General features: G+C 58.0%; 21 protein-coding genes. 10 read left to right on the top strand and 11 right to left on the bottom strand.

Annotated features, from left to right (window positions below; translation table 11 throughout):
* The first annotated feature begins 375 nt into the window (after nt 1-375).
* Nucleotides 376-1,278 (top strand): universal stress protein, encoded by a 903-nt coding sequence (locus RS887_RS23645; RefSeq protein WP_322617267.1) that lies wholly within the window; start codon nt 376-378, stop codon nt 1,276-1,278.
* A gap of 231 nt (nt 1,279-1,509) precedes the next feature.
* Here RS887_RS23645 and RS887_RS23640 read toward each other — a convergent pair whose 3' ends face one another.
* The 3 genes from RS887_RS23640 to RS887_RS23630 are packed head-to-tail and all read right to left on the bottom strand — an operon-like array spanning nt 1,510 to nt 5,350.
* Entirely contained in the window at nt 1,510-2,937 is a 1,428-nt protein-coding gene (locus RS887_RS23640; protein WP_322617266.1) for a GGDEF domain-containing protein, read from the bottom strand.
* Nucleotides 2,938-2,961: 24 nt separating this feature from the next.
* Nucleotides 2,962-3,921, bottom strand: coding sequence for an alpha/beta hydrolase (locus RS887_RS23635; RefSeq protein ID WP_322617265.1), 960 nt, complete (start codon nt 3,919-3,921; stop codon nt 2,962-2,964).
* Nucleotides 3,922-3,937: 16 nt separating this feature from the next.
* On the bottom strand, nt 3,938-5,350 hold the full coding sequence (locus tag RS887_RS23630; RefSeq protein ID WP_322617264.1) for an FAD/NAD(P)-binding protein: 1,413 nt from the start codon (nt 5,348-5,350) through the stop codon (nt 3,938-3,940).
* Nucleotides 5,351-5,647: 297 nt separating this feature from the next.
* Here RS887_RS23630 and RS887_RS23625 point away from each other — a divergent pair, with 297 nt between their 5' ends.
* From RS887_RS23625 to RS887_RS23605, 5 genes are all read left to right on the top strand, one after another.
* Nucleotides 5,648-5,989 (top strand): hypothetical protein, encoded by a 342-nt coding sequence (locus RS887_RS23625; RefSeq protein WP_322617263.1) that lies wholly within the window; start codon nt 5,648-5,650, stop codon nt 5,987-5,989.
* Nucleotides 5,990-6,088: 99 nt separating this feature from the next.
* Nucleotides 6,089-7,345, top strand: coding sequence for a TolC family protein (locus tag RS887_RS23620; RefSeq protein WP_322617262.1), 1,257 nt, complete (start codon nt 6,089-6,091; stop codon nt 7,343-7,345).
* Nucleotides 7,342-8,826 (top strand): efflux RND transporter periplasmic adaptor subunit, encoded by a 1,485-nt coding sequence (locus RS887_RS23615; RefSeq protein ID WP_322617261.1) that lies wholly within the window; start codon nt 7,342-7,344, stop codon nt 8,824-8,826. The genes RS887_RS23620 and RS887_RS23615 overlap by 4 nt, the downstream gene beginning before the upstream one ends.
* Nucleotides 8,823-11,981 (top strand): efflux RND transporter permease subunit, encoded by a 3,159-nt coding sequence (locus RS887_RS23610; protein ID WP_322617260.1) that lies wholly within the window; start codon nt 8,823-8,825, stop codon nt 11,979-11,981. The genes RS887_RS23615 and RS887_RS23610 overlap by 4 nt, the downstream gene beginning before the upstream one ends.
* Nucleotides 11,978-12,328 carry a copper-binding protein gene (locus tag RS887_RS23605; RefSeq protein WP_322617259.1) on the top strand — a complete coding sequence of 117 codons (351 nt, stop codon included), beginning with the start codon at nt 11,978-11,980 and terminating at the stop codon, nt 12,326-12,328. Before RS887_RS23610 ends, RS887_RS23605 begins: the two co-directional genes overlap by 4 nt.
* Before the next feature lie 87 nt (nt 12,329-12,415).
* On the opposite strand, the gene RS887_RS23600 is transcribed toward RS887_RS23605, so the two are convergent.
* Both RS887_RS23600 and RS887_RS23595 read right to left on the bottom strand, forming a co-directional pair.
* Nucleotides 12,416-12,751, bottom strand: a complete 336-nt coding sequence (locus RS887_RS23600; protein ID WP_322617258.1) for a hypothetical protein — start codon at nt 12,749-12,751, stop codon at nt 12,416-12,418.
* 224 nt (nt 12,752-12,975) lie between these two features.
* Nucleotides 12,976-13,593: a LysE family translocator gene (locus tag RS887_RS23595; protein WP_322617257.1), complete on the bottom strand. Its 618-nt coding sequence runs from the start codon at nt 13,591-13,593 to the stop codon at nt 12,976-12,978.
* Nucleotides 13,594-13,773: 180 nt separating this feature from the next.
* Between RS887_RS23595 and RS887_RS23590 the strand changes: the two genes are divergently transcribed.
* On the top strand, nt 13,774-14,226 hold the full coding sequence (locus RS887_RS23590) for an Lrp/AsnC family transcriptional regulator (RefSeq protein ID WP_322617256.1): 453 nt from the start codon (nt 13,774-13,776) through the stop codon (nt 14,224-14,226).
* A 244-nt stretch (nt 14,227-14,470) separates the two neighbouring features.
* Here the strand turns inward: RS887_RS23590 and RS887_RS23585 are convergent, their stop codons facing one another.
* The 6 genes from RS887_RS23585 to gltS form a co-directional block, all read right to left on the bottom strand.
* Nucleotides 14,471-14,923, bottom strand: coding sequence for a thiol-disulfide oxidoreductase DCC family protein (locus tag RS887_RS23585; protein ID WP_322617255.1), 453 nt, complete (start codon nt 14,921-14,923; stop codon nt 14,471-14,473).
* A gap of 273 nt (nt 14,924-15,196) precedes the next feature.
* Nucleotides 15,197-15,403 (bottom strand): co-regulatory protein PtrA N-terminal domain-containing protein, encoded by a 207-nt coding sequence (locus RS887_RS23580; protein ID WP_111288777.1) that lies wholly within the window; start codon nt 15,401-15,403, stop codon nt 15,197-15,199.
* Between the two features lie 89 nt (nt 15,404-15,492).
* Entirely contained in the window at nt 15,493-16,140 is a 648-nt protein-coding gene (locus tag RS887_RS23575) for a hypothetical protein (protein ID WP_322617254.1), read from the bottom strand.
* Between the two features lie 898 nt (nt 16,141-17,038).
* Nucleotides 17,039-18,778, bottom strand: a complete 1,740-nt coding sequence (locus RS887_RS23570; protein ID WP_322617253.1) for a dipeptidase — start codon at nt 18,776-18,778, stop codon at nt 17,039-17,041.
* 160 nt (nt 18,779-18,938) lie between these two features.
* Complete coding sequence (locus tag RS887_RS23565; protein WP_322617252.1) at nt 18,939-19,262, bottom strand: hypothetical protein; 324 nt, start codon at nt 19,260-19,262, stop codon at nt 18,939-18,941.
* A gap of 143 nt (nt 19,263-19,405) precedes the next feature.
* Nucleotides 19,406-20,620 carry a sodium/glutamate symporter gene (gltS, locus tag RS887_RS23560; RefSeq protein WP_322617251.1) on the bottom strand — a complete coding sequence of 405 codons (1,215 nt, stop codon included), beginning with the start codon at nt 20,618-20,620 and terminating at the stop codon, nt 19,406-19,408.
* A 464-nt stretch (nt 20,621-21,084) separates the two neighbouring features.
* On the opposite strand from gltS, the gene RS887_RS23555 reads away from it, so the two are divergent.
* From RS887_RS23555 to RS887_RS23545, 3 genes are all read left to right on the top strand, one after another.
* The gene (locus tag RS887_RS23555) at nt 21,085-21,516 is read left to right on the top strand and encodes a glycine zipper domain-containing protein (RefSeq protein WP_322617250.1); all 432 of its coding nucleotides are present in this window, start codon (nt 21,085-21,087) and stop codon (nt 21,514-21,516) included.
* A 279-nt stretch (nt 21,517-21,795) separates the two neighbouring features.
* Entirely contained in the window at nt 21,796-22,368 is a 573-nt protein-coding gene (locus RS887_RS23550) for a hypothetical protein (RefSeq protein ID WP_322617249.1), read from the top strand.
* Between the two features lie 573 nt (nt 22,369-22,941).
* A complete protein-coding gene (locus tag RS887_RS23545) occupies nt 22,942-23,532 on the top strand; it encodes a hypothetical protein (protein ID WP_416340001.1) in 591 nt (196 codons plus the stop codon).
* Nucleotides 23,533-23,607 lie beyond the last annotated feature (75 nt).

Below are 23,607 nucleotides of genomic sequence, written 5' to 3'. Positions count from 1 at the left end.
GCCTGCAGGTGCAGGGTTTGCTCCATGTCTTCCCGAGTGTCGTTGCGGATTTGCGCCCCTGAACGGGATGCTTCACGAAGAATAGTCGGGTGACATAGGGCACGTTGCGGGTCATTTCCGCGCAGCCTGCCGGACTGCCTGATCAGTTTCGATAGCAGACCAAGCATAGCCACTAATTTGCCATAATTCTGTTCGCCGACTGCTCCAGGTCGATTCTGTTGAAAACAGTCGACTCGTCCAAGCAGGGAGCCGAAGGAATCCAGGCGTATATTGATAGTGTCGATCCAGAGAGTTGAGGCGATAGCAAATCGTCGGTGGTGTGACAGTCGAGAGCGCTGGGGGAGCCCGATATCCCGGAACGTTTGGAGGTGTTACATGAGCCAGTACCAACGACTCTTTCTGATAGCCAGTCCAGTCATGCGTCACACCCCGGCGTTGGAGCGAGCTGTCGCCATTGCCGAAGCCACTGGCGCAGCACTGCATATCACGGTGTTTATCGAAGACTCCAGCCTCTTGGGTTTGATGAGCGGCGGTGCGCGTTTTCGTGAGACCTGTCAGCAAGAAAACGAAAAGTGGCTGAAGGACGAGGCCGATCTGATCCGCGGGCGCGGAGTCGTAGTGAGTACCGAAGTGCTTGTTACGCGCACCGCGCTGCAAGAAATACTTCGGCATGTGGCAGAAATGCAGCCGGATCTGGTTATCAAGGACGTGCACCACGAGTCAGCGCTCAAACGCGTTTTCATTACGCCTCTGGATTGGCACTTGTTGCGCGAATGTCCGGTGGCCGTGCATCTGGTCAGCGAACTCAGGTGCCCACTTCCGCGAGTGGTCGTGGCGGCAGTCGATCCGTCACAACCCGAGACTCAGATCACTGGCATCAACGACCGCATCATCCAGGCGGCGAACGGGTTGGCGATGCAATGCAACGCGGAGCTGCATCTGCTGCATGCCTACGATCTATCGCTGACACATATATCCGACGCAGGCGCTGGTGCAGTGACGATGCCAGGCTTCAGCAGCGATGTACGCAAGTCACTGCAAAAGTCATTTACCGTATTGGCCGACCACTTTGGCGTACCCACTGAGCGACAACACTTCGTTGCAGGGCCGCCTGGCAAAGCGCTAGCCGACTTCGCAGCGCATCACCGCGCCGATGTGATCGTCATGGGAAATGCGCATCGCAAAGGTCTGGGCAAATGGGTGGGCAGTACGACGGAGCAGGTTCTGTATCAAGTGCCCTGCAACATTTTCGCCGTTTCGGGTGCTGCGGATCAGTGATCGGGAAGACAGCGCAAAGTGTAAGTGACTGGAATATTCCCACTGACGCTTGGTAGGGCTGACGTTAATCAGCCCTACCTGAGTGATCCTGTGAGACTGGATCATTGTCCGCTCGCCCGGGCTTAGCCAATCTGTTGCATCGACCGGTTGAATCCACAATCCATAGCTGCCGGTCAGCCTTGGCCGCTTTCACGGTAAGTACCGACGCTTTCAGCGGCTTCACGACGATGGTCAGGGCAGAGGCTGGAGGCTGGTTTTGAAGGTAGTGACCACACGGTTTCGGCCTTCGTGTTTAGCGTGATACAGGCGTTGATCGGCTGCCCGCAGAATTGCCTCGATGGTGTCGCCGTCGCGACCGGATTGCGATACGCCGATGCTCACTGTGACCACGGTTGACCGCTGCAGGCCATGAAAAGAACTGTTTGCAACGGTGCTTCGCAGACGCTCAGCGATTTCGTGCGCGCCTTCAAGTGAAGTCTGAGGTAGCAGTATCATGAATTCTTCCCCGCCCACTCGGGCTACGCCGTCATACGGCCGGATCGAGTCGAGGCATTTCTCCACAAAACTCTTCAGGATGTCATCGCCAACCTGATGCCCGAAGCGATCGTTGATGGACTTGAAATTATCCAGGTCGAGTGCCAACACGGAGAAGGGCGCACCGCCGCGTTTGGTCCGGCCAATTTCGACTTCGACCCGTTCCATGAAACGACGCCGATTATCAGCGCCTGTCAGTGGATCGGTCGCCGCAAGGTGCCCGAGTTCTTGATTGGTGCGCTGGAGTTCCTGCAGGGCGCTCTCGGCATACGCCATCGCTTCGGCAAGACGCACCATCAACTCCTCTTGGCTGTAGATCTTGGAAAACGACCGCGTGGTGAGGAACGCTTGCACCACCCCATAGCTCAACATGAAGAACCCACCGGCGAAGATCGCGTGAGCGAGCCACCACATATGGTTCCACGGGCGTGCAAGGATGAAGGCAAGAGATGACAGCGCGAACGCGGTGACCGAGATGATGAAAATGATCATCAGCGGCGAACGGATACGGCGCAGCAGGAGTATTGTCACGGTGAATGTGGAAAGAACGAGGGCACCACCCTCCATCGAGAGGCGCACCGCGAGATTGCCGGCGATCGGCGAATTCGCGACGTACGCCACTGCCAGGTCAACCAGCAGGAACAGTCCTATCCAGGTCAACCACGGGCGAGCCTTCATTCGTTGGTCCGCGGCATCAGGTGGACGGTGGTACGACAGCAATCCGACCAACAGCAGAATCGACATGACCAGTCGAGAGGCCGGTCCATAAAGCAGGAAGAGCCAGATATTGTGGTGTGCAAGCCCGGTGAACGCACCATGCAGCGCGTAGATCAGTACAAAACCGAGGAAACCAAGCGTCATCCATCGCAGCAGCGGATCTCCCGATGACTGATAGCAGCGCCACGTTACGTAAGTGACAAACGAGCCTGCCAAGGTGGCTGTGATGATCGCAACTATATGGAACAGGTGATTCTCGAATATAAGCGTGGGGTCCTGAAAGAAGTATAAGTAGCCAATCAGATAGGCCGGAACAAACGCAAATCCAGCGAGCAGCAAGTAGGCGTAAACCTTGACCATGAGGCGAACGGCTACATGTGGCTCGTCGGTGGCGATGAGATTGCTCATGGGTCCCTCCAGTTTTAAAGCCATTCAGAGTTTTTTCAGGAAGCCCAACAGCAGCTCATTGACCTCTGTTGCGCGCTCTTGCTGTATCCAGTGGCCGGCACCTTCGAGGATATGACACCCGCGCAGTTCCGGCAGAGTCTGCGCGAAGGCTTCGATCTGTCGTGGGGAGCTCGGAAACTTCAGTACGCCGTCGCGGCTCCCGGCAATGAACATCGACGGCTGCCGGATAATGCAACCGCGCCAGGGTGCCAGCAGTGCCCATGAACGCGTCATGTTGCGGTACCAGTTCAAGCCGCCGCGAAATCCGCTGCGGGTGAATTCGCGGGTGTAGCAGGCAATATCCTCGAGGCTTAGCCAGGCTGGCAGGGTTTCGGGCTCGATCATCGCCCCCAGGAAACCCTGGCCTGGCTGCAGCCGGCCGAACACCGGCCAATCGGGTCCGTCGCCCGAGCCACTGAAGTAGATGCGCCGGATCGACGACTCGACGTCCCTTTCCAGCTCGGCCTCGGCCACACCCGGCGTCTGGAAATACTGGATGTAGAAGTCGCTGATACCCCGCGAGGCAAGCGCGCTGAGGAGTTCCACGCGCGCCGGTGGCGAGAAGGGGACGCTCATGCCGACCACTGCGCGGAACAGATCGGGGCGCATCAATGCTGCGCTCCAGGCCACCTGCGCGCCCCAGTCATGGCCGACGATCACCGCCTGCTGTTCGCCGAGTGCGTTGACCAACTCGACCATGTCGCCCACCAGGTGGAGCGTGGTGTAGGCGTCGGCTTCGACCGGCGCATCTGTGCCGCCATAGCCGCGCATGTCGGGCGCTACCGCTCTGTAGCCGGCGGCCGCCAGCGCAGCCAACTGGTTGCGCCACGAGTACCACAGCTCCGGAAAACCGTGGCATAGCAAGACCAGCGGGCCGCTACCTTGCGTGGCTATCTGCATGCGGATGCCATTGATGTCGAGCAGTTCGAGGTGTGGCTCGTTCATGTGCGCTTCCTGCGATTCAAGCGATGGACCCCAGCAACTGTGGCAAACTCGCCTGAGCCTGCTGCCTGCTGACAGAGAGCCGATGCAGCTGTGCCAGTTTCTCGGTGTCGGTTTCTTGCAAGCCCCTGACCACCGCCGTCATGAAGTACAAACGCGACTGCCTGATCCAGCGGGCCAAGCCTTGATGCTCTCCCCAGCGTAGCTGGTTACCCAGGTAGACGGCCCAGATTCTGATCCAGTCCGTGGGGACGTGAGGCGGGGGGACCATCATGCACAGTGAGTTCATTTGCGCTTGATCGACCAGGTGGCTCTCCACATAGGCGATCAAGGCCGCGCTGAACACGGGTTGGCAGCTGCTTACCATCAACAGGTTGATTTTGTCGCCGTCGAACACCTTCATTTCAGGGAGTGTCGGGATGGCACTGGCGCTGCAATCAATGTGCAGGGCACTTGGGCTCGTGGCGATGCTGCCCTGCTGGAGCACGATGCGCGTTGGCTCGATCACTTGCACTCTCCCCAGGCGCACAATGTTGTCGATGCGCCGAAGCTCGCGTAATTCCGCTTGAGCGACGGTGGCGCAGCGGTAAGCAGTGGGTTCGACGGACGTATCCAGGCGCAGGAGCTGTCCCGCCGCCTCAAGCCTGGAGAACAGGTCCGGGATCGAGTCTGCGGCTGCGATGGCCTCGAACTGTGCCGTGAGGCCGCCGATTGTTCGTTCGAAACTGTCGAGGCCGGGTTGCATGTTGGCCCGGTCGATCAACCACGGATCGTTCGGCATGATCCAGCAGATTGTTGTGGGCGCAACACCGTTTTGCAGCAACCACAGGCAAGCGTCGATCCCGGTCTTGCCCGAGCCCACCACTACGTAGCTGGAGTAGGGGTGGCGGATTTTCGGCAAGTCGTTCAGTGGCACGCATTGCACGCCGGGTTCCACCTTGTACCTGGGCGGGTGGGTCGAGGGAACGGCTGTCTGGGCATGGGTGGCGTCTACCACCTTTTTGTGCACCCGGACCTGATGGTTTACGCCGCTGACCAGCGAGGTAAACCGGTGGTCGTCAATGCGGTCGCCGGTGTAGTAGCACATGGGGAAATAACGGACTCGACCTGACGGCAGAAACTGCTGATTCATCACCTGGTCGAAGTAGCTCACCACCTCGGCGCCTGAGGCTAGCTCATACAAGCCCTCGTTCAGTGCCGTCGTGTCTTTTGTTCCGCTGCCCAGTTCCCGTGAGTTGACGCCATAGCAGGTTGAGGGCTGGTGCAACCGTACGAAGGGGTAGGCATCATTCCAGTGCCCGCCAGGTCGTTCGTGTCGATCCACCATCACGATGCGTGCATTCGTTTCCATGAGCAGCGTATCGACGAAGGCCATGGCCGTCGCGCCAGCACCGATGATCAGGTAGTCGGTTTCGATCGGATTTGCGTCCATATGGCTGCACCTTCCTGAAGGTTGCCCCCCTCAACCTCCGTAGATTAGCCACCTGTGCCGCGCGCCATAGAACGAATACTCCTCACCCACATAACCAATGGAATTAATGGCTGCAGCCTGAATGTTGGCCGTGCGACGTGATGCCGATGCCGGGCTGACGAACTATTTTCCTGTCAGTAATGCTGGCTTAATTCTGATTCGCTGATATCGCGCGCAATCGGCGCCTTGCGCAAGGCAACCGAGAGCCTGTGTTCAATCGATTGTTAGTACTATTTCCGACGGCTACACTCCAACCCCATGAAACGCTACCTGCGGTTTTTCCTCATTTTCGTGATCAGCCTGGCGCTTCCCCTCAGCGGGATGGCGGGCGTTCAAGCGCCGACAGAACCATGCCCCATGAAGACGATGGGCATGGCGATGATGGACGACATGGGGATGGACTGCTGCAACGATATGAAAAGCCCGACAGAGCACGGCAAACCCTGCAAGCCGGGCCAGGAATGCAAGACTGGCGGTATGCTGCAAGTCTCGATCTCCAAGCCAGCTGTAACCGTGTTCAGCCCCGTAGTGCTTTTCCTCATCAGCGATTCCGTACCTGTATCGACCCCGTCCGGGGTATGGCGACCCCCTCGCGTTTAATTCCTGCCCCACATTGAGCGTCATTCCGTTTTAGCGGGATGGCATGACTGTGCGCGTGTCCTTTGATGCGTGCAGTGGATGATCACAGGAATCGTAAACATGAACTCCAAGTGCTATTGCACAGGCTGGTCCCTCGTGGCCGGCCTGGCGGCAAGCGTACTGGCATTGCCGAGTTTCGCTGGTGCATTGACACTCGACGAAGCGTTGCGGCTGGCGGAAAACAATGCGCCGTCGCTGACGGCCCAAGACGCGAAGATTCAGGCTGCCAGCAGTGCGGCTATTCCAGCCGGTGAACTACCTGACCCCAAACTGCTGCTGGGTTTGCAGAACTACCCCGTGGGTGGTCCGGACCGCTGGAGCATCGACCAGGACTTCATGACCATGCAAATGGTCGGAGTCAGGCAGGAGATGCCCAACGGCGACAAGCGCAAAGCGCGCATTGAAGTTGCCGATGCGGCCGTTGATCGAGCCGCTGCGGAGCGTCGAGTCGAACGTCTGAACGTTCGCCAATCCACGGCATTGGCCTGGATCAGCAGCTACTCGGTCGAGCGTAAGGATGCGCTATTCCAGGACTTCTACAAAGAAAACCACCTGTTGACCGAGACCGTCCGGGCGCAGATTGCCGGTGGCCGCGCTCAACCCGCCGACGCGGTGACGCCCAAACAGGAAGCGGTTCAACTGGTGGAGCAACAGGACGATCTGATTCGCCAGAGAACGCAAGCACGAGCGGCCCTCAAGCGCTGGATCGGTCCCGCCGCCAACGACAAGCCTGCGGGCAGCCTGCCGCAATGGCCTGTCGATACCTCAAGCTACGCCCATAAACTGCAGCACCATCCCGAGCTGGCAGCGTTTGCGCCGATGACCCGCGAAGCGCAAGCCAAGGTTCGTGAGGCCGCGTCGGAGAAACAGTCGGACTGGAGCTGGGAAGTGGATTACCAGCACCGTGGCCGTGAGTTCGGCGACATGGTCAGTGTGCAGTTTTCCTGGGATCTGCCGCTGTTTCCTGACACTCGCCAAAACCCCAGAATCGTAGCCAGACAGGCTGAACTCAGCCAGCTTGAGGCCGAGCGTGAAGCCCTGTCACGCGAGCATACCCAGCAATTGGAGAGTGAACTGGCTGACTACGAGCGCCTGAATCGTGCAGTACAGCGAAACCAGCAAAGCCTGTTGCCGCTGGCCAGGGAAAAGGTCGAACTCAGCATGGCCAGTTATCGTGCCGGTAAAGGCGATTTGAATGCCGTTGTTGCCGCCCGACGTGAACTCATCGAAGCCCGCCTCAAACAGATCGACGTGGAAGAGCAGCGAGCGCTGACCAGCGCGCGACTCTATTTTGCTTATGGGGAGTCCGGCCAATGATCCTGAAAATATGGAACGGGGCATTGCTGGCAGGCATCTCGCTGGCATTGGGGGTTGCCGGTGGATATTGGTTCGCTCACCAGCCCATGAGCGAGGTACCCGTTACCGCCCCGCAGCAGAGCCCCGATTCACCGGACGAACGCAAGGCGCTGTATTGGTACGACCCCATGTACCCGCAGCAAAAGTTCGATAAGCCGGGCAAGTCTCCCTTCATGGACATGCAACTGGTCCCGCAATACGCCAGTGGCGGCAGCGACCGTGCGACGGTCAGTATCGATCCAGGCCTGACTCAGAATCTCGGTCTGCGTTTTGCCACAGTCAGTCGCGGGATCTTTGACTCCAGTCTCGATGTGACCGGTGTCCTGGCATTCAACGAACGGGATGTCGCCGTGATACAGGCCCGCACGCCTGGCTTTGTGGAGCGGGTCTACGCCCATGCACCAGGTGATGTGTTGAAAGCCAACGCAGCGTTGGCGGATATCCTGGTGCCCGAGTGGGTCGCCGCCCAGACCGAGTTCCTTGCACTCAAGCGCAGCGGTGATGCTGACTTGCTGGCTGCGGCACGCCAGCGACTGCAGCTCACGGGGATGCCGGCAACACTGATCACTCAGGTGGAGCGGGGCGGTAAGGTCCAACCCTATCTGACGCTGACCAGCCCCATGGGTGGTGTGCTGCAGGAGTTGAATGTCCGGACGGGAATGACCGTTGCAGCGGGCGAGACGCTGGCTCGCGTCAATGGTTTGAGCAATGTCTGGATGGCCGTGGCCGTTCCAGAGTCGGAGGCAGGCACCATCACCGTGGGGCAAACGGTTGAAGCGCAATTGCCAGCCTTCCCGGGGATAAAGCTCAATGGCAAGGTCAGCGCCATTCTGCCAGAGACCAATCCCGATAGCCGTACCCTTCGCGTGCGGGTGGAACTGCCCAACCCGGACGGACGCTTCAGGCCGGGTTTGACCGCGCAGGTACGCTTGAACCGTTCAACGCAGCACAGTGTGTTGTGGGTACCGAGCGAGACCGTCATCCGCACAGGCCGACGTGCCTTGGTGATGCTTGCCGAAGACGCGGGCCGCTACCGGCCGGTGGAAGTGCAGCCCGGGCAGGAAAGCGATGGCAAAACGGAGATATTGCAAGGTCTGGAAGTTGGCCAGAAGGTGGTGACGTCCGGCCAGTTCCTGCTCGACTCGGAGGCCAGCCTGAAGGGCATTGTCGCAAGCCCGGAGAAAGCGTCGCTACCCAGCGCAGCAGCCTCCGGCTTGCATGAAGCGGATGGGCAGATCGTCGAGATCAACGACAAGGAAGTCACGATCGCCCATGGTCCTTTCAAGACGCTGGGCATGCCGGGTATGACGATGACGTTTCCACTCGCCAATCCGGCGCTGATGCAGGGCCTCAAGCCGGGCGACAGGGTTCGGGTCGCGGTGAGCCAGACTGACGATGGCTTGCGGGTCGAGCGCCTGGAAAAAACCGGAGGCCAGCCATGATCGCCGCCCTCATACGTTGGTCCGTGGCCAATCGATTCCTGGTGTTGTTGGCGACGCTGTTCGTCACGGCCTGGGGCATCTGGTCGGTGCAGAACACGCCCATCGATGCGTTGCCGGACCTCTCTGATGTTCAGGTCATCATCCGTACCCCCTTCGCGGGGCAGGCGCCGCAGATCGTCGAGAACCAGGTGACCTATCCGTTGGCCACCACCATGCTCTCGGTGCCGGGTGCCAGGACGGTGCGTGGTTACTCGTTCTTTGGCGACAGCTTTGTCTATGTGCTGTTCGAGGACGGAACCGACCTGTACTGGGCACGCTCGCGGGTTCTGGAATATCTGAGTCAGATACAAAGCCGCTTGCCGCCGAGTGCCAAACCGGCATTGGGGCCGGATGCGACGGGGGTGGGCTGGATCTACCAATACGCACTGGTGGATCGCAGTGGCGGACACGACCTGGCACAGCTGCGCGCACTTCAGGACTGGTTCCTCAAGTTCGAGCTCAAGACCCTCGCGAACGTCGCCGAGGTGGCTACAGTCGGCGGGATGGTCAAGCAGTATCAGGTGCAGCTGGATCCGCTCAAACTGGCCAGCCTCGGCATCACTCAGGCTGAGGTAACCGAGGCTATCGGCAAGGCCAACCAGGAAACGGGTGGTGCGGTGCTGGAGATGGCGGAGGCCGAGTTCATCGTGCGTGCTTCCGGTTACCTGAAGTCGCTCAATGACTTTCGGGCGATCCCGCTCAAGCTCGGTGCGGGTGGCGTGCCCGTGACCCTCGGCGATGTCGCCACGATCCAGTCGGGACCGGAAATGCGTCGCGGCATCAGCGAACTCGACGGGGAAGGTGAGACGGTCGGCGGCGTAGTGATTTTGCGCAGCGGCAAGAACGCTCGCCAGACCATTGCGGCGGTCAAGAGCAAACTTGACGAACTGAAAGGCAGTCTGCCGGCCGGAGTGGAAATCGTCACCACCTACGACCGCAGCAAGCTGATCGACCGCGCAGTGGATAATCTCAGTCACAAGCTGCTCGAAGAGTTCATCGTTGTCGCGCTGGTCTGCGGGATCTTCCTCTGGCACTTGCGCTCATCGCTTGTGGCGATCATTTCGCTGCCGGTGGGGGTGCTTATTGCCTTCATCGTCATGCACTACCAAGGCATCAACGCCAACATCATGTCCTTGGGCGGGATTGCCATCGCCATCGGCGCCATGGTCGATGCCGCCGTGGTGATGATTGAAAACGCCCACAAGAAGATCGAGGCCTGGCACCTGGCCAATCCGGGGGAAGAACTGAAGGGGGAGCGTCATTGGCACGTCATGACCGAAGCGGCGGCAGAGGTGGGGCCGGCACTGTTCTTCTGTTTATTGATCATCACCCTGTCGTTCATTCCGGTGTTCACCCTGGAGGCGCAGGAAGGACGTCTGTTCGGTCCGCTGGCGTTCACCAAGACCTACGCCATGGCCGCAGCGGCGGGATTGTCTGTGACTCTGGTGCCAGTGCTGATGGGTTACTGGATTCGCGGACGAATCCCCAGTGAGCAACAGAACCCCTTGAACCGCTGGTTGATCCGGATCTATCAGCCAGCCCTGGACGCAGTCTTGCGTCGACCAAAGATCACGCTGCTGGTGGCGCTATTGGTTTTTGTCAGTGCGCTATGGCCAATGTCTCGCTTGGGGGGCGAGTTTCTCCCGCCGTTGGACGAGGGCGACCTGCTCTATATGCCTTCGGCCTTGCCGGGATTGTCGGCGCAGAAAGCGGCGCAACTGCTGCAACAAACCGACCGTTTGATCAAGACCCTGCCGGAGGTTGAACATGTCTTCGGTAAAGCCGGTCGTGCCGAAAGCGCCACCGACCCGGCACCGCTGGAAATGTTCGAAACCACCATACAGTTCAAACCGCATGCGCAATGGCGCCCGGGCATGACCCAGGAAAAACTGGTGGAGGAACTGGATCGCGTGGTGAAGGTTCCCGGTTTGACCAACATCTGGATACCGCCGATTCGCAACCGTATCGACATGCTGGCGACGGGTATAAAGAGCCCGATCGGTGTGAAGGTTGCCGGCACCAATCTGGCGGAAATCGATGCTGTCACCCAGGCGGTCGAGCGGGTGGCCAAGGACGTGCCCGGTGTCAGTTCGGCGCTGGCCGAGCGGCTGACCGGTGGCCGCTATATCGATGTGGATATCGACCGTAAAGCCGCCGCCCGCTACGGACTGAACATTGCCGATGTGCAGTCCATTGTGGCTGGTGCCATCGGTGGTGAAAATGTCGGCGAGACCATAGAAGGGCTTGCACGTTTCCCGATCAACGTACGTTACCCACGAGAGTGGCGCGACTCGCTCGGTGCCCTGGAGCAACTGCCGATCTATACCCCGCTGGGGAGTCAGATCACCCTGGGCATGGTGGCGAAGGTCAAGGTCAGCGACGGTCCGCCGATGCTCAAGAGCGAAAACGCACGACCTTCCGGCTGGGTGTACATCGATGTGCGGGGTCGGGACATTGCCTCGGTGGTTGCCGATCTGCGTCGGGTCGTCAATGAGCAGGTCAAGTTGCAACCGGGCATGAGCCTGAGTTACTCCGGGCAGTTCGAGTTTCTCGAAAGGGCCAACGCACGCCTCAAACTGGTGGTGCCGGCCACGCTGTTGATCATCTTCGTGCTGCTGTACCTGACGTTCGCCCGATTCGACGAGGCCTTGCTGATCATGGCCACTCTGCCATTCGCTCTGACTGGCGGGGCATGGTTCCTCTATCTGCTGGGGTTCAACCTGTCGGTGGCCACCGGGGTCGGGTTCATCGCACTGGCCGGTGTTTCTGCCGAGTTTGGCGTGATCATGTTGCTCTATCTGAAGAACGCCTGGGCGGAACGTGAAGACCTCGGTGACAGCACTGAGCGCGGACTGGTGGCTGCGATTCGCGAAGGTGCTGTGCAGCGTGTCAGACCCAAGGCCATGACCGTGGCCGTCATCATCGCTGGCCTGTTACCCATCCTGCTGGGCAGCGGTACGGGTAGCGAAGTGATGAGTCGCATCGCCGCGCCCATGGTCGGCGGTATGGTCACGGCGCCTTTACTGTCTCTGTTTGTCATTCCGGCAGCGTATCGCCTGATGCGTCGCCGACACGTCCAGGTTGAACCCAATACCCCGCAAGGAAAACTCGTATGAAACTGACCCTGATTGCAATGGCTGGCACCTTCGTTACGCTGTCTTTTTCTGCCCTGGCAGAGGACATGCCGGGCATGAAAATGGACGGTATGGAGGGCATGAAGATGGAGCAGGAAACAAAACAGGCTGCAGTCGCCAACGCGGAGGGAACGATCAAGGCCATGGACACTGCAAAGCATACGGTGACCCTCGCTCACGGCGCTGTTCCTGCTGTGCAATGGCCGCCGATGACCATGGCCTTTTCAGTGACGCAAGATCAGCTGAAAGGGCTGAAGGTTGGAGACCATGTATCGTTTTCCTTTCAGCTGGAGGGTGGTAGAGCCACGATTGTCTCCATAAGAAAATGAAGTACTGATATTGCTTATGGCCGATTGCTGCCTGATACCAAAGGCAAAAAAAGCCCGCTCAATGGCGGGCTTCGTAATCGGCTTTTCCTATGGCGCGAGGCCAAAACTCTTGCGGAATTCGTCCTCCAGCTTTCGACAAGCTTCGGCGATTACGCTTTTCCCGACCGCCGGGCCGGAGTAGCTGTCTACTTCCTGGCGGCATCGTTCGACGGCATCTTGGGCCTGCATTCTGTCCTTGTCTTCCGGGGTGTCTCTGACATGAAAGCCGAAAGCCAGGTACAAGGCGATGGCAATCATGATTCCGACGAGGACCTTGCCGACAGGGCCCATTCTCTTGTCTGACGGTAGTGGGCCCCCAAGGGGAATCCGTATTTTCTGCCTGAGATCGGATTGGCAGTGCTTGCATAAAACGGCTTCAGCCATGATGACTTCCGCGCAATAGAGGCAACTCTTTTTTCCAGCCTCCACGGATGAAACTCCTTTTTCAAAACAGGACTCTATCATTGGGCCTGAGGGCGTTGAGGGAGGCGACTCTGTTTTCCACCAAAGATCTTCTGGGGGCGCAATGTCTCGCCAACCTGAATCGCGCCCAGCAGGTCTGGCAAAACAAAATCCGATATTGAATTGTTCCTGACTCCACATCTGGGTCAGGCACGTAACTGCTCGATCAGCAGCACCAGCGCGATGATGATCATGATCACTCCGGACAAACGGCTGACCAGATGCGCAGCGGCAGGGCGTGCCCGGAGTACGACTTGTGAGCCAAATCCGACCAGCAGATAGATCACTCCACAGCTGATGGTGTGGACCAGCCCGAGCGCAATCATTTGCATGGGCACGGGCCACGGCGCGGTGGTGTCGGTGAATTGCGGCAAGAGCGCCAGAAACAGCAGAAACACTTTCGGATTCAGCCCGCTCACGCAAAGTCCCTTTAGCGCCCATCGAGCCCATGAGTCGGTCGTTTGGCTTTCATCAGCGTGCGGTGTGGAAGGGCGTGCAAGCATATTGGCCCCCAACCAAAGCAGATAACCCACGCCGGCCACCGTCAGCACGGAAAAAGCCAGCGGGTGATTGGCGACCAGTGTGCCGACACCGGCGGCGACGATCATCGTGGCGATCAAGTGGCCGGATAACAGTCCCCCCACCGCGGGAATGACAACTCGATGCTTCAAGCCTGCGGATATCGCGTAGGCCCAATCTGCGCCCGGGGTAAGGACGAACAGAATCGACACCGCCCAGAACGCGGCAAATACACTGAAGGTCATGGCGTCACCCACGCCCGTTGATACAACGTTGCTTTGTTCATTTTCGCTTCCCGTCAATCATGATCGCGCCTCTTTGGGAGGGCTCTGTCGTTTATGGCAGAAGGAAGAATAATGAAACTCGGCTAGAATCATCTTTCAAAGATTGTCGTGCTGGCATTGCGGATTGGAAGGTTTTACTGCGTGGACAGAATAGATCGGAATATTCTTGCTGAGCTGCAAAAGGATGGTCGACTGTCGGTCACTGAACTGGCTGAACGGGTCGGCCTGAGCCTTTCACCTTGTCATCGTCGGGTGCGGGCATTGGAAGAGTCCGGGGTGTTGCTGGGCTATCGCGCGCAACTGGACCCCGCCGCGCTCGGTCTGAACTTTTCCGCCATGGTATTCGCCACCCTGCGAGAGGGCGACAGGCGAGCGGTCGAGGCGTTCGAGGCGGCGCTCATTGAGATCCCCCAGGTTGTCGATGCGCAAAGATTGTTTGGCGAACCGGATTATTTGCTGCACGTCATAGCCCGGGACCTGCCGGCCTTTCAGCGACTGTATGACGAGAGCCTTTCAACATTGCCCAATGTTCAACGGCTGACCTCGACGCTGGTGATGAAACGGATCGTTCAAGATCGGCCGCTGCCGTTGTGAGCTTGCGTAGTCGCCGTGAATTTGAAGGGCCGCGTTCGGGACAGCGATCTGTTTTGCTGGTTGTTCAATGAAGTGCTGCGTCGCTGCATGGACGCAGGCTTGGTCGTGATGTGGCTCGGTGCATCGCAGCGACGGCGCAGTACGTGCGCTCTCGCCACGAACGTAAAAAGGTCGAAATGTGACTCTGCGAGTACCTGAAACCGCGTTCGTTATTGGCTGAAAGCAACCTGTCAATTGATGGCGTTCATAGGGGTGTTTTCAAAAAGCGCTGTTCGTGGTCAGGATCCGGCAACAGGCATGTGTCGTATTTCCCGAGGAGCCGATAACGATTAAGCGCAATGCGGTCGTATGCCCAATCTCGAAGTGTGCGAGGGAAGATGCGCAACAGGTTCACGGGGTGCCAGCGTGCGGGAAACTGGGCGATGACTTCGAAAAATGCATCCGAACGTTCCCAGTAGTGTCGGTCGCGGATCACCGCCATGGTGTCGAATTGATCCACGGGCAAACCTGCCCACGCGAGCAGAGCCTGCCCCTCGGGTGACTGAACCGCCGCCAACCGCATGCGCCGCTGGCGGTCATGACGAATCAGGAACCTCACCCAGCCATTGCACAGCTTGCAGACACCATCGAACAACACCACCGTCTCTCCTGGTTTGAGCAGTGGCGCGGGTGAGGGGCGAGTTTGCGAGGCTGGCATAAGCGTGGTTCCAAGGGGGCCTGGTTATCCCGGAGCATAACCGCATGCGAGCGTTAAAGCCTGTATTGGGCCGGTTGTTGCCTGTAGCGACAGCCTGGACCCGAAGCAGCCCTTCGCGAAAGGTTGCTTACGGCTGTGGATTCAACGGGGTGATTCAACGAATTGGATTCTTGTAACCAGGATCCCGGTTAAACCCACACAGCGGCACCTTGCGTGCAGCATTTGAGGCTTGAGGCCGCACATGTCTGCCGGCCTCGGGACGCGCTGCACAGATCAGCCGTTGGCATGATCGGTCGCCTTGGCTTTGCTTTGAGCTACGGCGGCTTCAGCTTTCTGTTTCTGGGCCACCTGGAAGGCTTCCATCGAGACTTTCCGGGCCGACTCCATGCGAGTGAAGGTCCGATCACCGCCACCAGTGGCCATGGCCAGGGAAGAAGCGGTCAGCGCGGCGGCTACGAAGAGAACTTTCATGGATTTCATTTGGGTTTCCTCAATTGAGAGTTGGTAAATAGTTAAAAGTGGTATGTATTTGCTAAAGAAGAATTTATTTATTCAACTTGGCTTTAATATCAAGCCAGGGCGGCGTTTGCTGGTGTCCAGGTGGATTGCTCCAGACGCCCTTCGGTGCCTTTGTTTTTTGCATAGGCGGTGAGCAGTACCATCGTCGCGAATCCACCGACGATGAGAACCGGATAGGCTGCCAGCAACTCGACCAGCGAGTACTTCCAGGCCAGCGGACGACCCACACCGAGCATGGCGGCATAGAACCACGACACCGCAGAGAGCGCACCGGAGAACAGCGCCAGCATGCGCAGGTTGAAGGAAAGATTAAGTAACGAACCGGCTTTTTTCAGCGCCGGCAATACAGCGCTATGCAACACGAAGCCGTTAAAGGTCAACAACACAACTATCCCGATTTTGGCCTGCAATTTTGGATTGAGGAAATACTCCATCCCCTTGCCGGCATAATCGATCCCGACAATACCAATGCCCGTAATCCAAAGCGCCCAAAGTGCAAGTACTACGGTTTTTTGCAGGCTTTCCATGTGCGCGTCATCATGGTGACCTGACGCATCTCCCTTCAGGAGTTGCTTGACCATTGCAACGTCACTGGTCAAGACCAGGCCGATTGCCACACAGCAGGCGATAAGGTGGAAATACACAACGCCCAAACGAACATATTCCACGGTGGACGAAGAAAACATACTAAGATCCATGGTTGCCTCTTTGTTCTAATGTTGAATCAACATGACTCTCGGCACGGATTAATTGGAATTTTCCGTTGCTGACTACAGTCAAGATTCATCCATTACTATTAATTAATCTTGCGGCATTACGCGGCCAAGATAAAAGTGAGCTTCACGAATGAACTATTTTTCATTCGGCACTTCCATTTTCAGGTAATGAAAACCCCCATTCGCACTCGGTGCATATGAGGTTTAACTTCCGCTTCTGGGGTCAGGTGAGGAGCAGAGCCCGTGTCACCTGTGGCGTATTCTGAACGGAAAAATCGGTCTCCGTTCATTTTTTGATCAATTTTACTGACCAACGGCAGTGTTCATGGGTGGTTGCACATTGCCATCTTTGGCGGCGCAGCCCGCGTCGTTACTGGCTTTTCGGCGAGTCGGAAGCTAGTCGAGAGCACCGCCGATTTTTTCGTGTTTTTTTCCGGATTCCATGGGGAAAATCGGAGAGGTATGACCAAATCAGCCATAAAAAACCCCTTGGTTTGGTTAACCAGCCAGTTAAAAGCGCTGCCATTTCTCCCTCGAAAAAGCACATTTTCGGCATGGTCACAGTGGATGATTTTATATTGTGACCGGCAGCAATCGACCAATGGCCAGACATTCGAGTTGCATTTCCAACAACCCTCACACGCGCCTCAGGCAGAGTAGAACTCCAGGCAAACAAGCCTTATTTTGAGAATTCATGCCTGCACACATTCGCCGGCTTTACCCGAAGATGCACCGTTATTGCCCCCTATCGAACGTTGCGCTGCTCAAGCATTCCGTTCGATTGAAGAACTGAGCTGGCTGGCGGACGGCGCCACGATGACAGTCGATCGTCATAACCGGTCAAGAATCGGACCCGCCAGGAGGGCGGGCCCGAAGGGGGTCAAAGTTTCGGCAATTGCCCGATGCGGCCCATCATCTCGGTCACGATCTGCAAGTCCAGCAGGAACTGTCCGGTGGTCTTGAACTCGTTGTCGTTGTGACCGGTGTATTTGACGTCCGGCATGGCCAGGCCGAATTGCACGCCATTCGGCAGTTCGTGCACCGACGTGGCGCCGGCGGAGGTGCCGAACTTGTGTTCCATGCCGAGGTTTTCGCTGGCCGCTGCGAGCAGGGCCTTGACCCATTCACCCTCGGGGTTGCGGTACATCGGTTCGGCAATCGACAGGTCGAAGGCCGGTGCGATCCCGGTCTTCTTGCTCCAGGCGTCCAGCTTTCCGGCGATTTCGGATTTGAGTGCTTCAGGGGATTTGCCCTTCGGCACGCGCAGGTTCACCGCGAGCTTGAAGGCTTTGTCATCCATCCCGACATAGGTCAGGGACGTGGTCAGCGGGCCCATGAACTCATCGGCGAAACCGACACCCAATTTGCCACCCAGGTAATCCAGCCCCCAGTTGTCGGCAGCGTAGCGGGCAGCGTCGGTGATCTGGTTGTGCTTGAGCGCCACCTTGCCGTCGAGGCTATTGATGAAGTCGAGCATTCTGGCCACCGGGTTGACGCCGGACTCGGGCTCGGAGGAGTGCGCGGACACGCCGGTGACTATCAGTTTGACGTCCTTGCCGTCGACCCTGGCAGCCACCTCGAAGTTGCCGCCGTTGCGCTTGGCATATTCGGTGCCGGCCTTTTGCAGGCTGGCGGCCAGTTTGGCGGGCTTGTCCGTCACCAGGGTCGCAACCGATGTCGACGGAATCTGGTTAGTGGCCAGGCCTCCGGTCATTGCGGTGATTTCCGCACCCTGGTCTTCAGCGTTGCGCTTGGCGAAGCTGGCCATGACGGTGCCGTAGCCTTTCTCGGCGATCACCACCGGGTAACCACCATCCAGCGCCAGGTTGTAGTCAGGGGTCGGATTGCGTTCGAAGTAGTAGGGGATCGCGTCGCCCGTTGTCTCTTCGGTGGTGTCGACCAGCAGCTTGAAGTTTCTGGCCAGCGGCAGCTGCTCTTCCTTGATGATCTTCATGGCGTAGAGCGCCACCACGATGCCGTTTTTGTCATCCTCGGTGCCGCGGCCATACATGCGATCGCCGACCAGGGTGACCTTGAACGGATCGAGGCGGGTGCCGTCCTGCAGCACCCAGTTCTCTGGCGTCACTGGCACCACATCGGCGTGGGCGTGAATGCCTACGACTTCATCGCCGGTGCCTTCAAGGGAGATCTCATAGACGCGGTTGTCGATGTTGCGAAAATTCAGGTTGAACGCTTGGGCGAGGCCCTTGATCTTCTCGGCAATCTCGATGAATTCGGGATTGTCGTGCTGGGCAACGCCGTCCACGCGCACGGTCGGAATAGCCACTAGCTCCTTCAAGGTTTCGGTGGCTGCGCTGCCGTATTTCACCCGGGCATAGAGGCCAAGCAAACGATGTATCCGGTTTTGCTGCTCAGCGGTAAGCGACTTGTTGTCGAGGAACGCATGGATGGCCGGGCCGAGGTCGTCGGTTTTGGCGATATCGCTCTTGGCCAAACCTTCCAGGAACTGCCTGAAATCCTTGACCGACGCATCACTGAAGGACTTCAGGATGATTGCGCTCTGTTGTGGTGTGATGTTGGCGTGGGCAGCGCTGGTGAACGATGAAAGGCTGGCGAGCATGAGGGTGGTCGCAGCCAGGTGCTTGAGTGAAAAATCCATTGCTGGGGGCATTCCTTTGCAGGTGGTTTGTAAGAAATATCTGATCGTTTGATCAGAAACATTTGCAAACTAACACCACGAGCCTGTGAAACGGGAGCCCCTGAAGTGGGATCTGTCGCACAGAAATGCAAAAGCGGCGCAGAAACGAAAAACCGCTCAATCAATGCTTACATTCCGAGAACACCACTTTGCAGGTACCCGGTGTGCCGCCGGATCGGCCGGCATAGCGTATGCAATTACTCAGGGATTTCTGGCGAGCGATGGCCAAAGTGTCGCCCCAGGCGAGGCCACCCTCGCCGACGGTGGGGAGTGCCTTTGCAAAGCAGACTGAGCCGATGTTGGAGGCTGGAACTTGAGCTTGAGATTGAGCCGCAGTCGTAGCCGTGCTGGCTTTGCCTGAACATCCGGCCAGCAGCGCCAGGTTGGCAACGAGCAGGGAAAACAGGATCCATGACGAGCGTCGGCGCGCAGTTTGTCCTGTCATCCCGGTTCCCCTGTCTCAAGAGGCGTGTTCAAGGTTGTGTCTGTTCAGATTAGGCCCCTGTCAGGACATCATCCAACTTCGGCTGGTTTTTTCCTCAATCAAAAGAGTCATGTGTTTTTGGCATTGGTCCTGTCCGATTGGCTCTATAGACCACTGAACATACTGATGATCACGGCATTGACCAGGTCAATGAAAAAGCCACACACCAGCGGCACGATCAGGAAGGCCTGGTGGGCCGCACCGTACTTTTGCGTCACGGTCGACATGTTGACGATGGCTGTCGCCGTGGAACCTAGGGCAATCCCGCCGAATCCGGAAGCAATCACGCTGGCTTCGTAATTGCGCCCCATGCAGCGGAAGACCACAAAATACGTATAGAGGACCGTCAGCAGAATCTGCAGGGTCAATGCGCACAGAATGAACATCAACGCGCCGCTGAGTTGCCATAGCTGAAGCCCCATCAGGGCCATGGTCAAAAACATTCCCAGACAGATATCGGAGATCAGCGACAGGCCCAGGCTGGCACCGCTCCAGGTTTTCAGTCGTTGATCGCCCACAAAGGCCAGAACGAGGTGGTGAATGACGATGCCGGCGAACAGACAACTGACAAATTTCGGCAAGGTGACGCCGGCTTCGACCAGCAGCAGGTTGAGCCCATAGCCGAGCATCAGCGTCAGGTTGAGCCACATCCAGGCCCAGAGCACGTCGTAGTAGTCCAGTGGCTTGCTCGGTTGTTGCTCGAGAATGCCGACTTCCAGGTCCGCATCCCGGGATGGCGTCAGTTGATAGCGACGTATCAGTCGGTTGGCGATAGGGCCGCCGATGACGCACGCGGCAATCAGGCCGACGGTGTTGCTGGCGATGCCCAGTTCGTGCGCGTTACCGATGCCCAGTTTTTCGACGAAAAGCGGTGCCCAGGCCAGGGTGGTGCCCACCCCGCCCGTGAGGGAAATGGAGCCCACCATCAAGCCGGCCTTGGGATCGAGTCCAAAAGCCTTGGCCACACCCATGCCCAGCGAGTTCTGCAGGAGAATGAACACCGCGGCGAGCAGCAGCAGGATCAGCAGTGGGCGCCCACCCTTGAGCAGTTGGCGCATGTCCGATTTCAAGCCAATGCCGGCAAAGAAATAGAGCAGCAGGGTGTCGCGAACCTGCAGATCGAATTCGATCTGGATATTCAGGCCGAAGTAGAGCAAGGAAGTAACCGCCGCACAGTCGAAACCGCCGACGACCGATTCGGGGATGCAGTATTGACGGAGAAAGGCGTTGTGCTGGACGAGGGTTTTGCCGAGGAAAAGCAGGAGGATGGCAAGGGTAAAACTCACGAGGCCGTGAACTTGCAAGAGCTGTGAAGTCATTTAAGGCCTACCTAAAAACTGGAAAATCATTATCAGGGTGCGGTCATTCAATGTTTAGACCTGTATCAATGAATCGGTCGATACAGCAAATGCCAGCCGTGCTTTCCAGATGGGTCCCCGATCATCCGCTACATCTGTGCGCCAAGAGTGAGGACAGCCTAGCCTAAATGGAAAACCCACTGCGTTGGCATAGGTCTCCATCACGCCGCCGATGGCCAATCAAATGCCTGACTTTAGCGTTTGATCCGAGTGTAGGAGCGAGCTTGCTCGCGATGGACTCAAGAGCGCTGCGTTTAGTCAGTAAACACGCGGCATCGTTAACGACCATCGTCGGAACGCCGCCCGGAGCAAGCTCGCTCCTACAGTGAGTAGATCGTTATCAATGCCCAGCCGGAAATGTGTTGACCTGACTGTTTCCTACCAACAGACTTTTGTTTTCTTGTGTATTTCTATAGGTCTGTTTGATGCGTAAGTCATTCTCCGTCATAGCGTTAAGTCTTCTTGTCTCTCAGTACTCCCTCGCTGGTGAAGCCACCAACACGGCTATCGGTGGCGGTGTCGGCGGCGCCCTTGGAAGCGTGGTCGGTCAGGCCATGGGAGGTAGCACGGGCGCCGCGATCGGAGCCGGTGTAGGCGGCGCGGCTGGAGGCGCAATGACGGCGAAGAGCGGTAAGAAGACTGAATCAGCTATTGGTGGCGGTCTCGGTGCAGCGGGCGGTCAGGTCATCGGCAACAGTGTCGGCGGTTCCACCGGTGGCTTGATCGGCGCCGGACTGGGCGGCGCAGCAGGTGGTGCTATCGGCAACAATATGGCCGATGACGACGACCACCGCAATTCCGACTACAAGCATAAGAACAAGAATAAATATAAGCACAAACACAAGCATGACGACTGATTGCGGGTGATGAGATAGAGCTATCGAGACAGTTGTTTCAAAAGGGGGCGGGCATAACGCTCCCCCCTGATTGCCGCCAACAGCGCAGGCCAGCGACCCGGCTACATTCATCCTTCACAGCAATGACCATCTCCATGTGTAAAGACCACTGCACTGCGGTCGGTGCAGCACATGTTGATGAAAGCTTATCTTGAAAACGCAAATGCTAATTCGTATCATTAGTTTTCAAAATCAGCGAAGCAGGGAACGCAGCGCCCAAACAATAATAAGGTCAAGGCAATGCTCAAAATGCTTCTCGTATACGGTCATCTGCTCGCTACTTGTATTGCCCTGGGGAGGGTGTTGCAGGCGGATCACAAGCTTTGGAGTTGGCGCAAGGAAACACTGGACCAGGCGCGGCTTGAGTACATTGATGAAACTCAGAGGATCGTCAGCCTCGCACTGCTGGCCCTTTGGGCAAGCGGAATGTTGCTGGTGCTCCAGGGGTACCTCAATGAAGGCGACGCGTATTTGCTCAACCAGAAGCTCTGGGCCAAGGTGACTGTCGTCACGCTGCTTAGCCTGAACGGTGCATTGTTGCATCGAGTCGGCTTCCCGCTGCTGCAAAAGGCTCCATTCGTCGCACTGCGCAGTGCAGGCCGCATGCGGCTCGCGTTGTTGGGCGCACTTTCCATGAGCGGTTGGCTGTTCGCCGCTTTCCTGGGGGTGGCCCGAGCCTGGAATCACGTGCTGCCTTATCAACATGTGATGGGTGCATTCGCCGCATTCTCGTTGCTGGCTTGTTGCGTGGCAATTGCAGTCGCCAGCAGGGCGGGCAGTGTCGGTGCGCAAGAAAACTCGGTCCCGGGGTAGCTATCAAAGAGGTGCAGCCGGTTCGTTGGCTTGTGCGAACTCCGCTGAATTGTGGCGGGCTTCAACGAATCGGGCTGCAGTCACGGGACATTTGCGTAAACGCTGGATGCCTTCGTCCGGGAAGCAGGGGGAGAGGGTGAGTCCTTCGCCTGTTTGAAGACCTTCGGCTGCGCAAGAACTGCACCGGGATGTTCCAGACTTGTCCCCCTATCGAAAAGGCTGATCAGCTGATACTGGTAGTGCTGGCAGTCCTCCCGCCCCATTCCGGTGTTGTCCCAGCCGTCGTCACGTCTCGGTAATCGCCCGTGGTAGAGGCCTCTCGACCACCCGTCCTTTTTCCATGGCCAATTGGCCGTCTCCCGATAATTCGATGGCGCCTCCAACCGTCGGTCGGCTTTCTCCTATACCGGTTGACCCTGAGCCAGAAAGGGCTAATTTCAATGCGTGGGAAAAAATCCCACACGAAAAATTCAAGAGAGACTGTAAGTCTGACGGGTTGCTCCCTTGCCGCTCCCGGTTTGCAACGCGGACTGCGTTGGCACTGCTCGCGGCAAATCATCAGGAGAATGCACGATGAACACTTACCTGCTTTTCAAGAAAGGTTTACTGGCGCTGGCCATCGGCGGCGTCCTCTCGGCTTCCATCGTTTTGGTACCAGATTCCGTTTCCCATGAATCGAGTGCCTATGCTAAGGATGGCGGTGGCGGTGGCGGTGGCGGTGGCGGTGGCCACGGTGGCAGCGGCGGAGGGGGTAGCGGCGGCGGTGGCAACGGCGGTGGCCACGGTGGAGACGGCGGTGGCAATGGCGGAGGCCACGGCGGCAACGGCGGTGGCGGTAGCAGTGGTGGAGGCCATGGTGGCAACAGTGGTCACAGTGGCAGCGACCATGGGAATGGGAATTCAGGTCATGGCGGCCCTGGAAGTTCGAACTCCGGTCGCGGTGGCACCCATGCAGAAGCGGGTGACGACCACGGTAATCATGTCGGCGGTGAACCAGGTGACGACCACGGCGTTCATGTCGGCGGCGAACCGGGTGACGACCACGGCGTTCACGTCGGCGGCGAGCCGGGTGATGACCGCGGCGTCCACGTCGGCGGCGAGCCGGGCGACGATCGCGGCGTCCATGTTGGCGGCGAACCCGGCGACGACAACAGCCAGATGTAAGGCGGGCTGATGACCTCATGCAAAACCCGGGGGACGGGTTTTGCATGAGGCACGGCAGAAATACATGCCTGCATT

Origin of the sequence: Pseudomonas sp. BIC9C (assembly GCF_034541995.1) — a bacterium.
Taxonomy (GTDB): Bacteria; Pseudomonadota; Gammaproteobacteria; order Pseudomonadales; family Pseudomonadaceae; genus Aquipseudomonas; species Aquipseudomonas fluorescens_CC.
This window is presented reverse-complemented; position numbering and strand designations above follow the sequence as displayed.

Coding starts and splice junctions, on each gene's coding strand:
- RS887_RS23620 (WP_322617262.1), top strand. CDS start 6,089: ATGAACTCCAAGTGCTATTGCACAGGCTGGTCCCTCGTGGCCGGCCTG.
- RS887_RS23595 (WP_322617257.1), bottom strand. CDS start 13,593: ATGACCTTCAGTGTATTTGCCGCGTTCTGGGCGGTGTCGATTCTGTTC.
- RS887_RS23585 (WP_322617255.1), bottom strand. CDS start 14,923: ATGCCAGCCTCGCAAACTCGCCCCTCACCCGCGCCACTGCTCAAACCA.
- RS887_RS23555 (WP_322617250.1), top strand. CDS start 21,085: ATGCGTAAGTCATTCTCCGTCATAGCGTTAAGTCTTCTTGTCTCTCAG.
- RS887_RS23545 (WP_416340001.1), top strand. CDS start 22,942: ATGAACACTTACCTGCTTTTCAAGAAAGGTTTACTGGCGCTGGCCATC.
- RS887_RS23635 (WP_322617265.1), bottom strand. CDS start 3,921: ATGAACGAGCCACACCTCGAACTGCTCGACATCAATGGCATCCGCATG.
- RS887_RS23630 (WP_322617264.1), bottom strand. CDS start 5,350: ATGGACGCAAATCCGATCGAAACCGACTACCTGATCATCGGTGCTGGC.
- RS887_RS23575 (WP_322617254.1), bottom strand. CDS start 16,140: ATGGATCTTAGTATGTTTTCTTCGTCCACCGTGGAATATGTTCGTTTG.
- RS887_RS23600 (WP_322617258.1), bottom strand. CDS start 12,751: ATGGCTGAAGCCGTTTTATGCAAGCACTGCCAATCCGATCTCAGGCAG.
- RS887_RS23605 (WP_322617259.1), top strand. CDS start 11,978: ATGAAACTGACCCTGATTGCAATGGCTGGCACCTTCGTTACGCTGTCT.
- RS887_RS23615 (WP_322617261.1), top strand. CDS start 7,342: ATGATCCTGAAAATATGGAACGGGGCATTGCTGGCAGGCATCTCGCTG.
- RS887_RS23550 (WP_322617249.1), top strand. CDS start 21,796: ATGCTCAAAATGCTTCTCGTATACGGTCATCTGCTCGCTACTTGTATT.
- RS887_RS23640 (WP_322617266.1), bottom strand. CDS start 2,937: ATGAGCAATCTCATCGCCACCGACGAGCCACATGTAGCCGTTCGCCTC.
- RS887_RS23625 (WP_322617263.1), top strand. CDS start 5,648: ATGAAACGCTACCTGCGGTTTTTCCTCATTTTCGTGATCAGCCTGGCG.
- RS887_RS23645 (WP_322617267.1), top strand. CDS start 376: ATGAGCCAGTACCAACGACTCTTTCTGATAGCCAGTCCAGTCATGCGT.
- RS887_RS23580 (WP_111288777.1), bottom strand. CDS start 15,403: ATGAAATCCATGAAAGTTCTCTTCGTAGCCGCCGCGCTGACCGCTTCT.
- RS887_RS23570 (WP_322617253.1), bottom strand. CDS start 18,778: ATGGATTTTTCACTCAAGCACCTGGCTGCGACCACCCTCATGCTCGCC.
- gltS (WP_322617251.1), bottom strand. CDS start 20,620: ATGACTTCACAGCTCTTGCAAGTTCACGGCCTCGTGAGTTTTACCCTT.
- RS887_RS23565 (WP_322617252.1), bottom strand. CDS start 19,262: ATGACAGGACAAACTGCGCGCCGACGCTCGTCATGGATCCTGTTTTCC.
- RS887_RS23610 (WP_322617260.1), top strand. CDS start 8,823: ATGATCGCCGCCCTCATACGTTGGTCCGTGGCCAATCGATTCCTGGTG.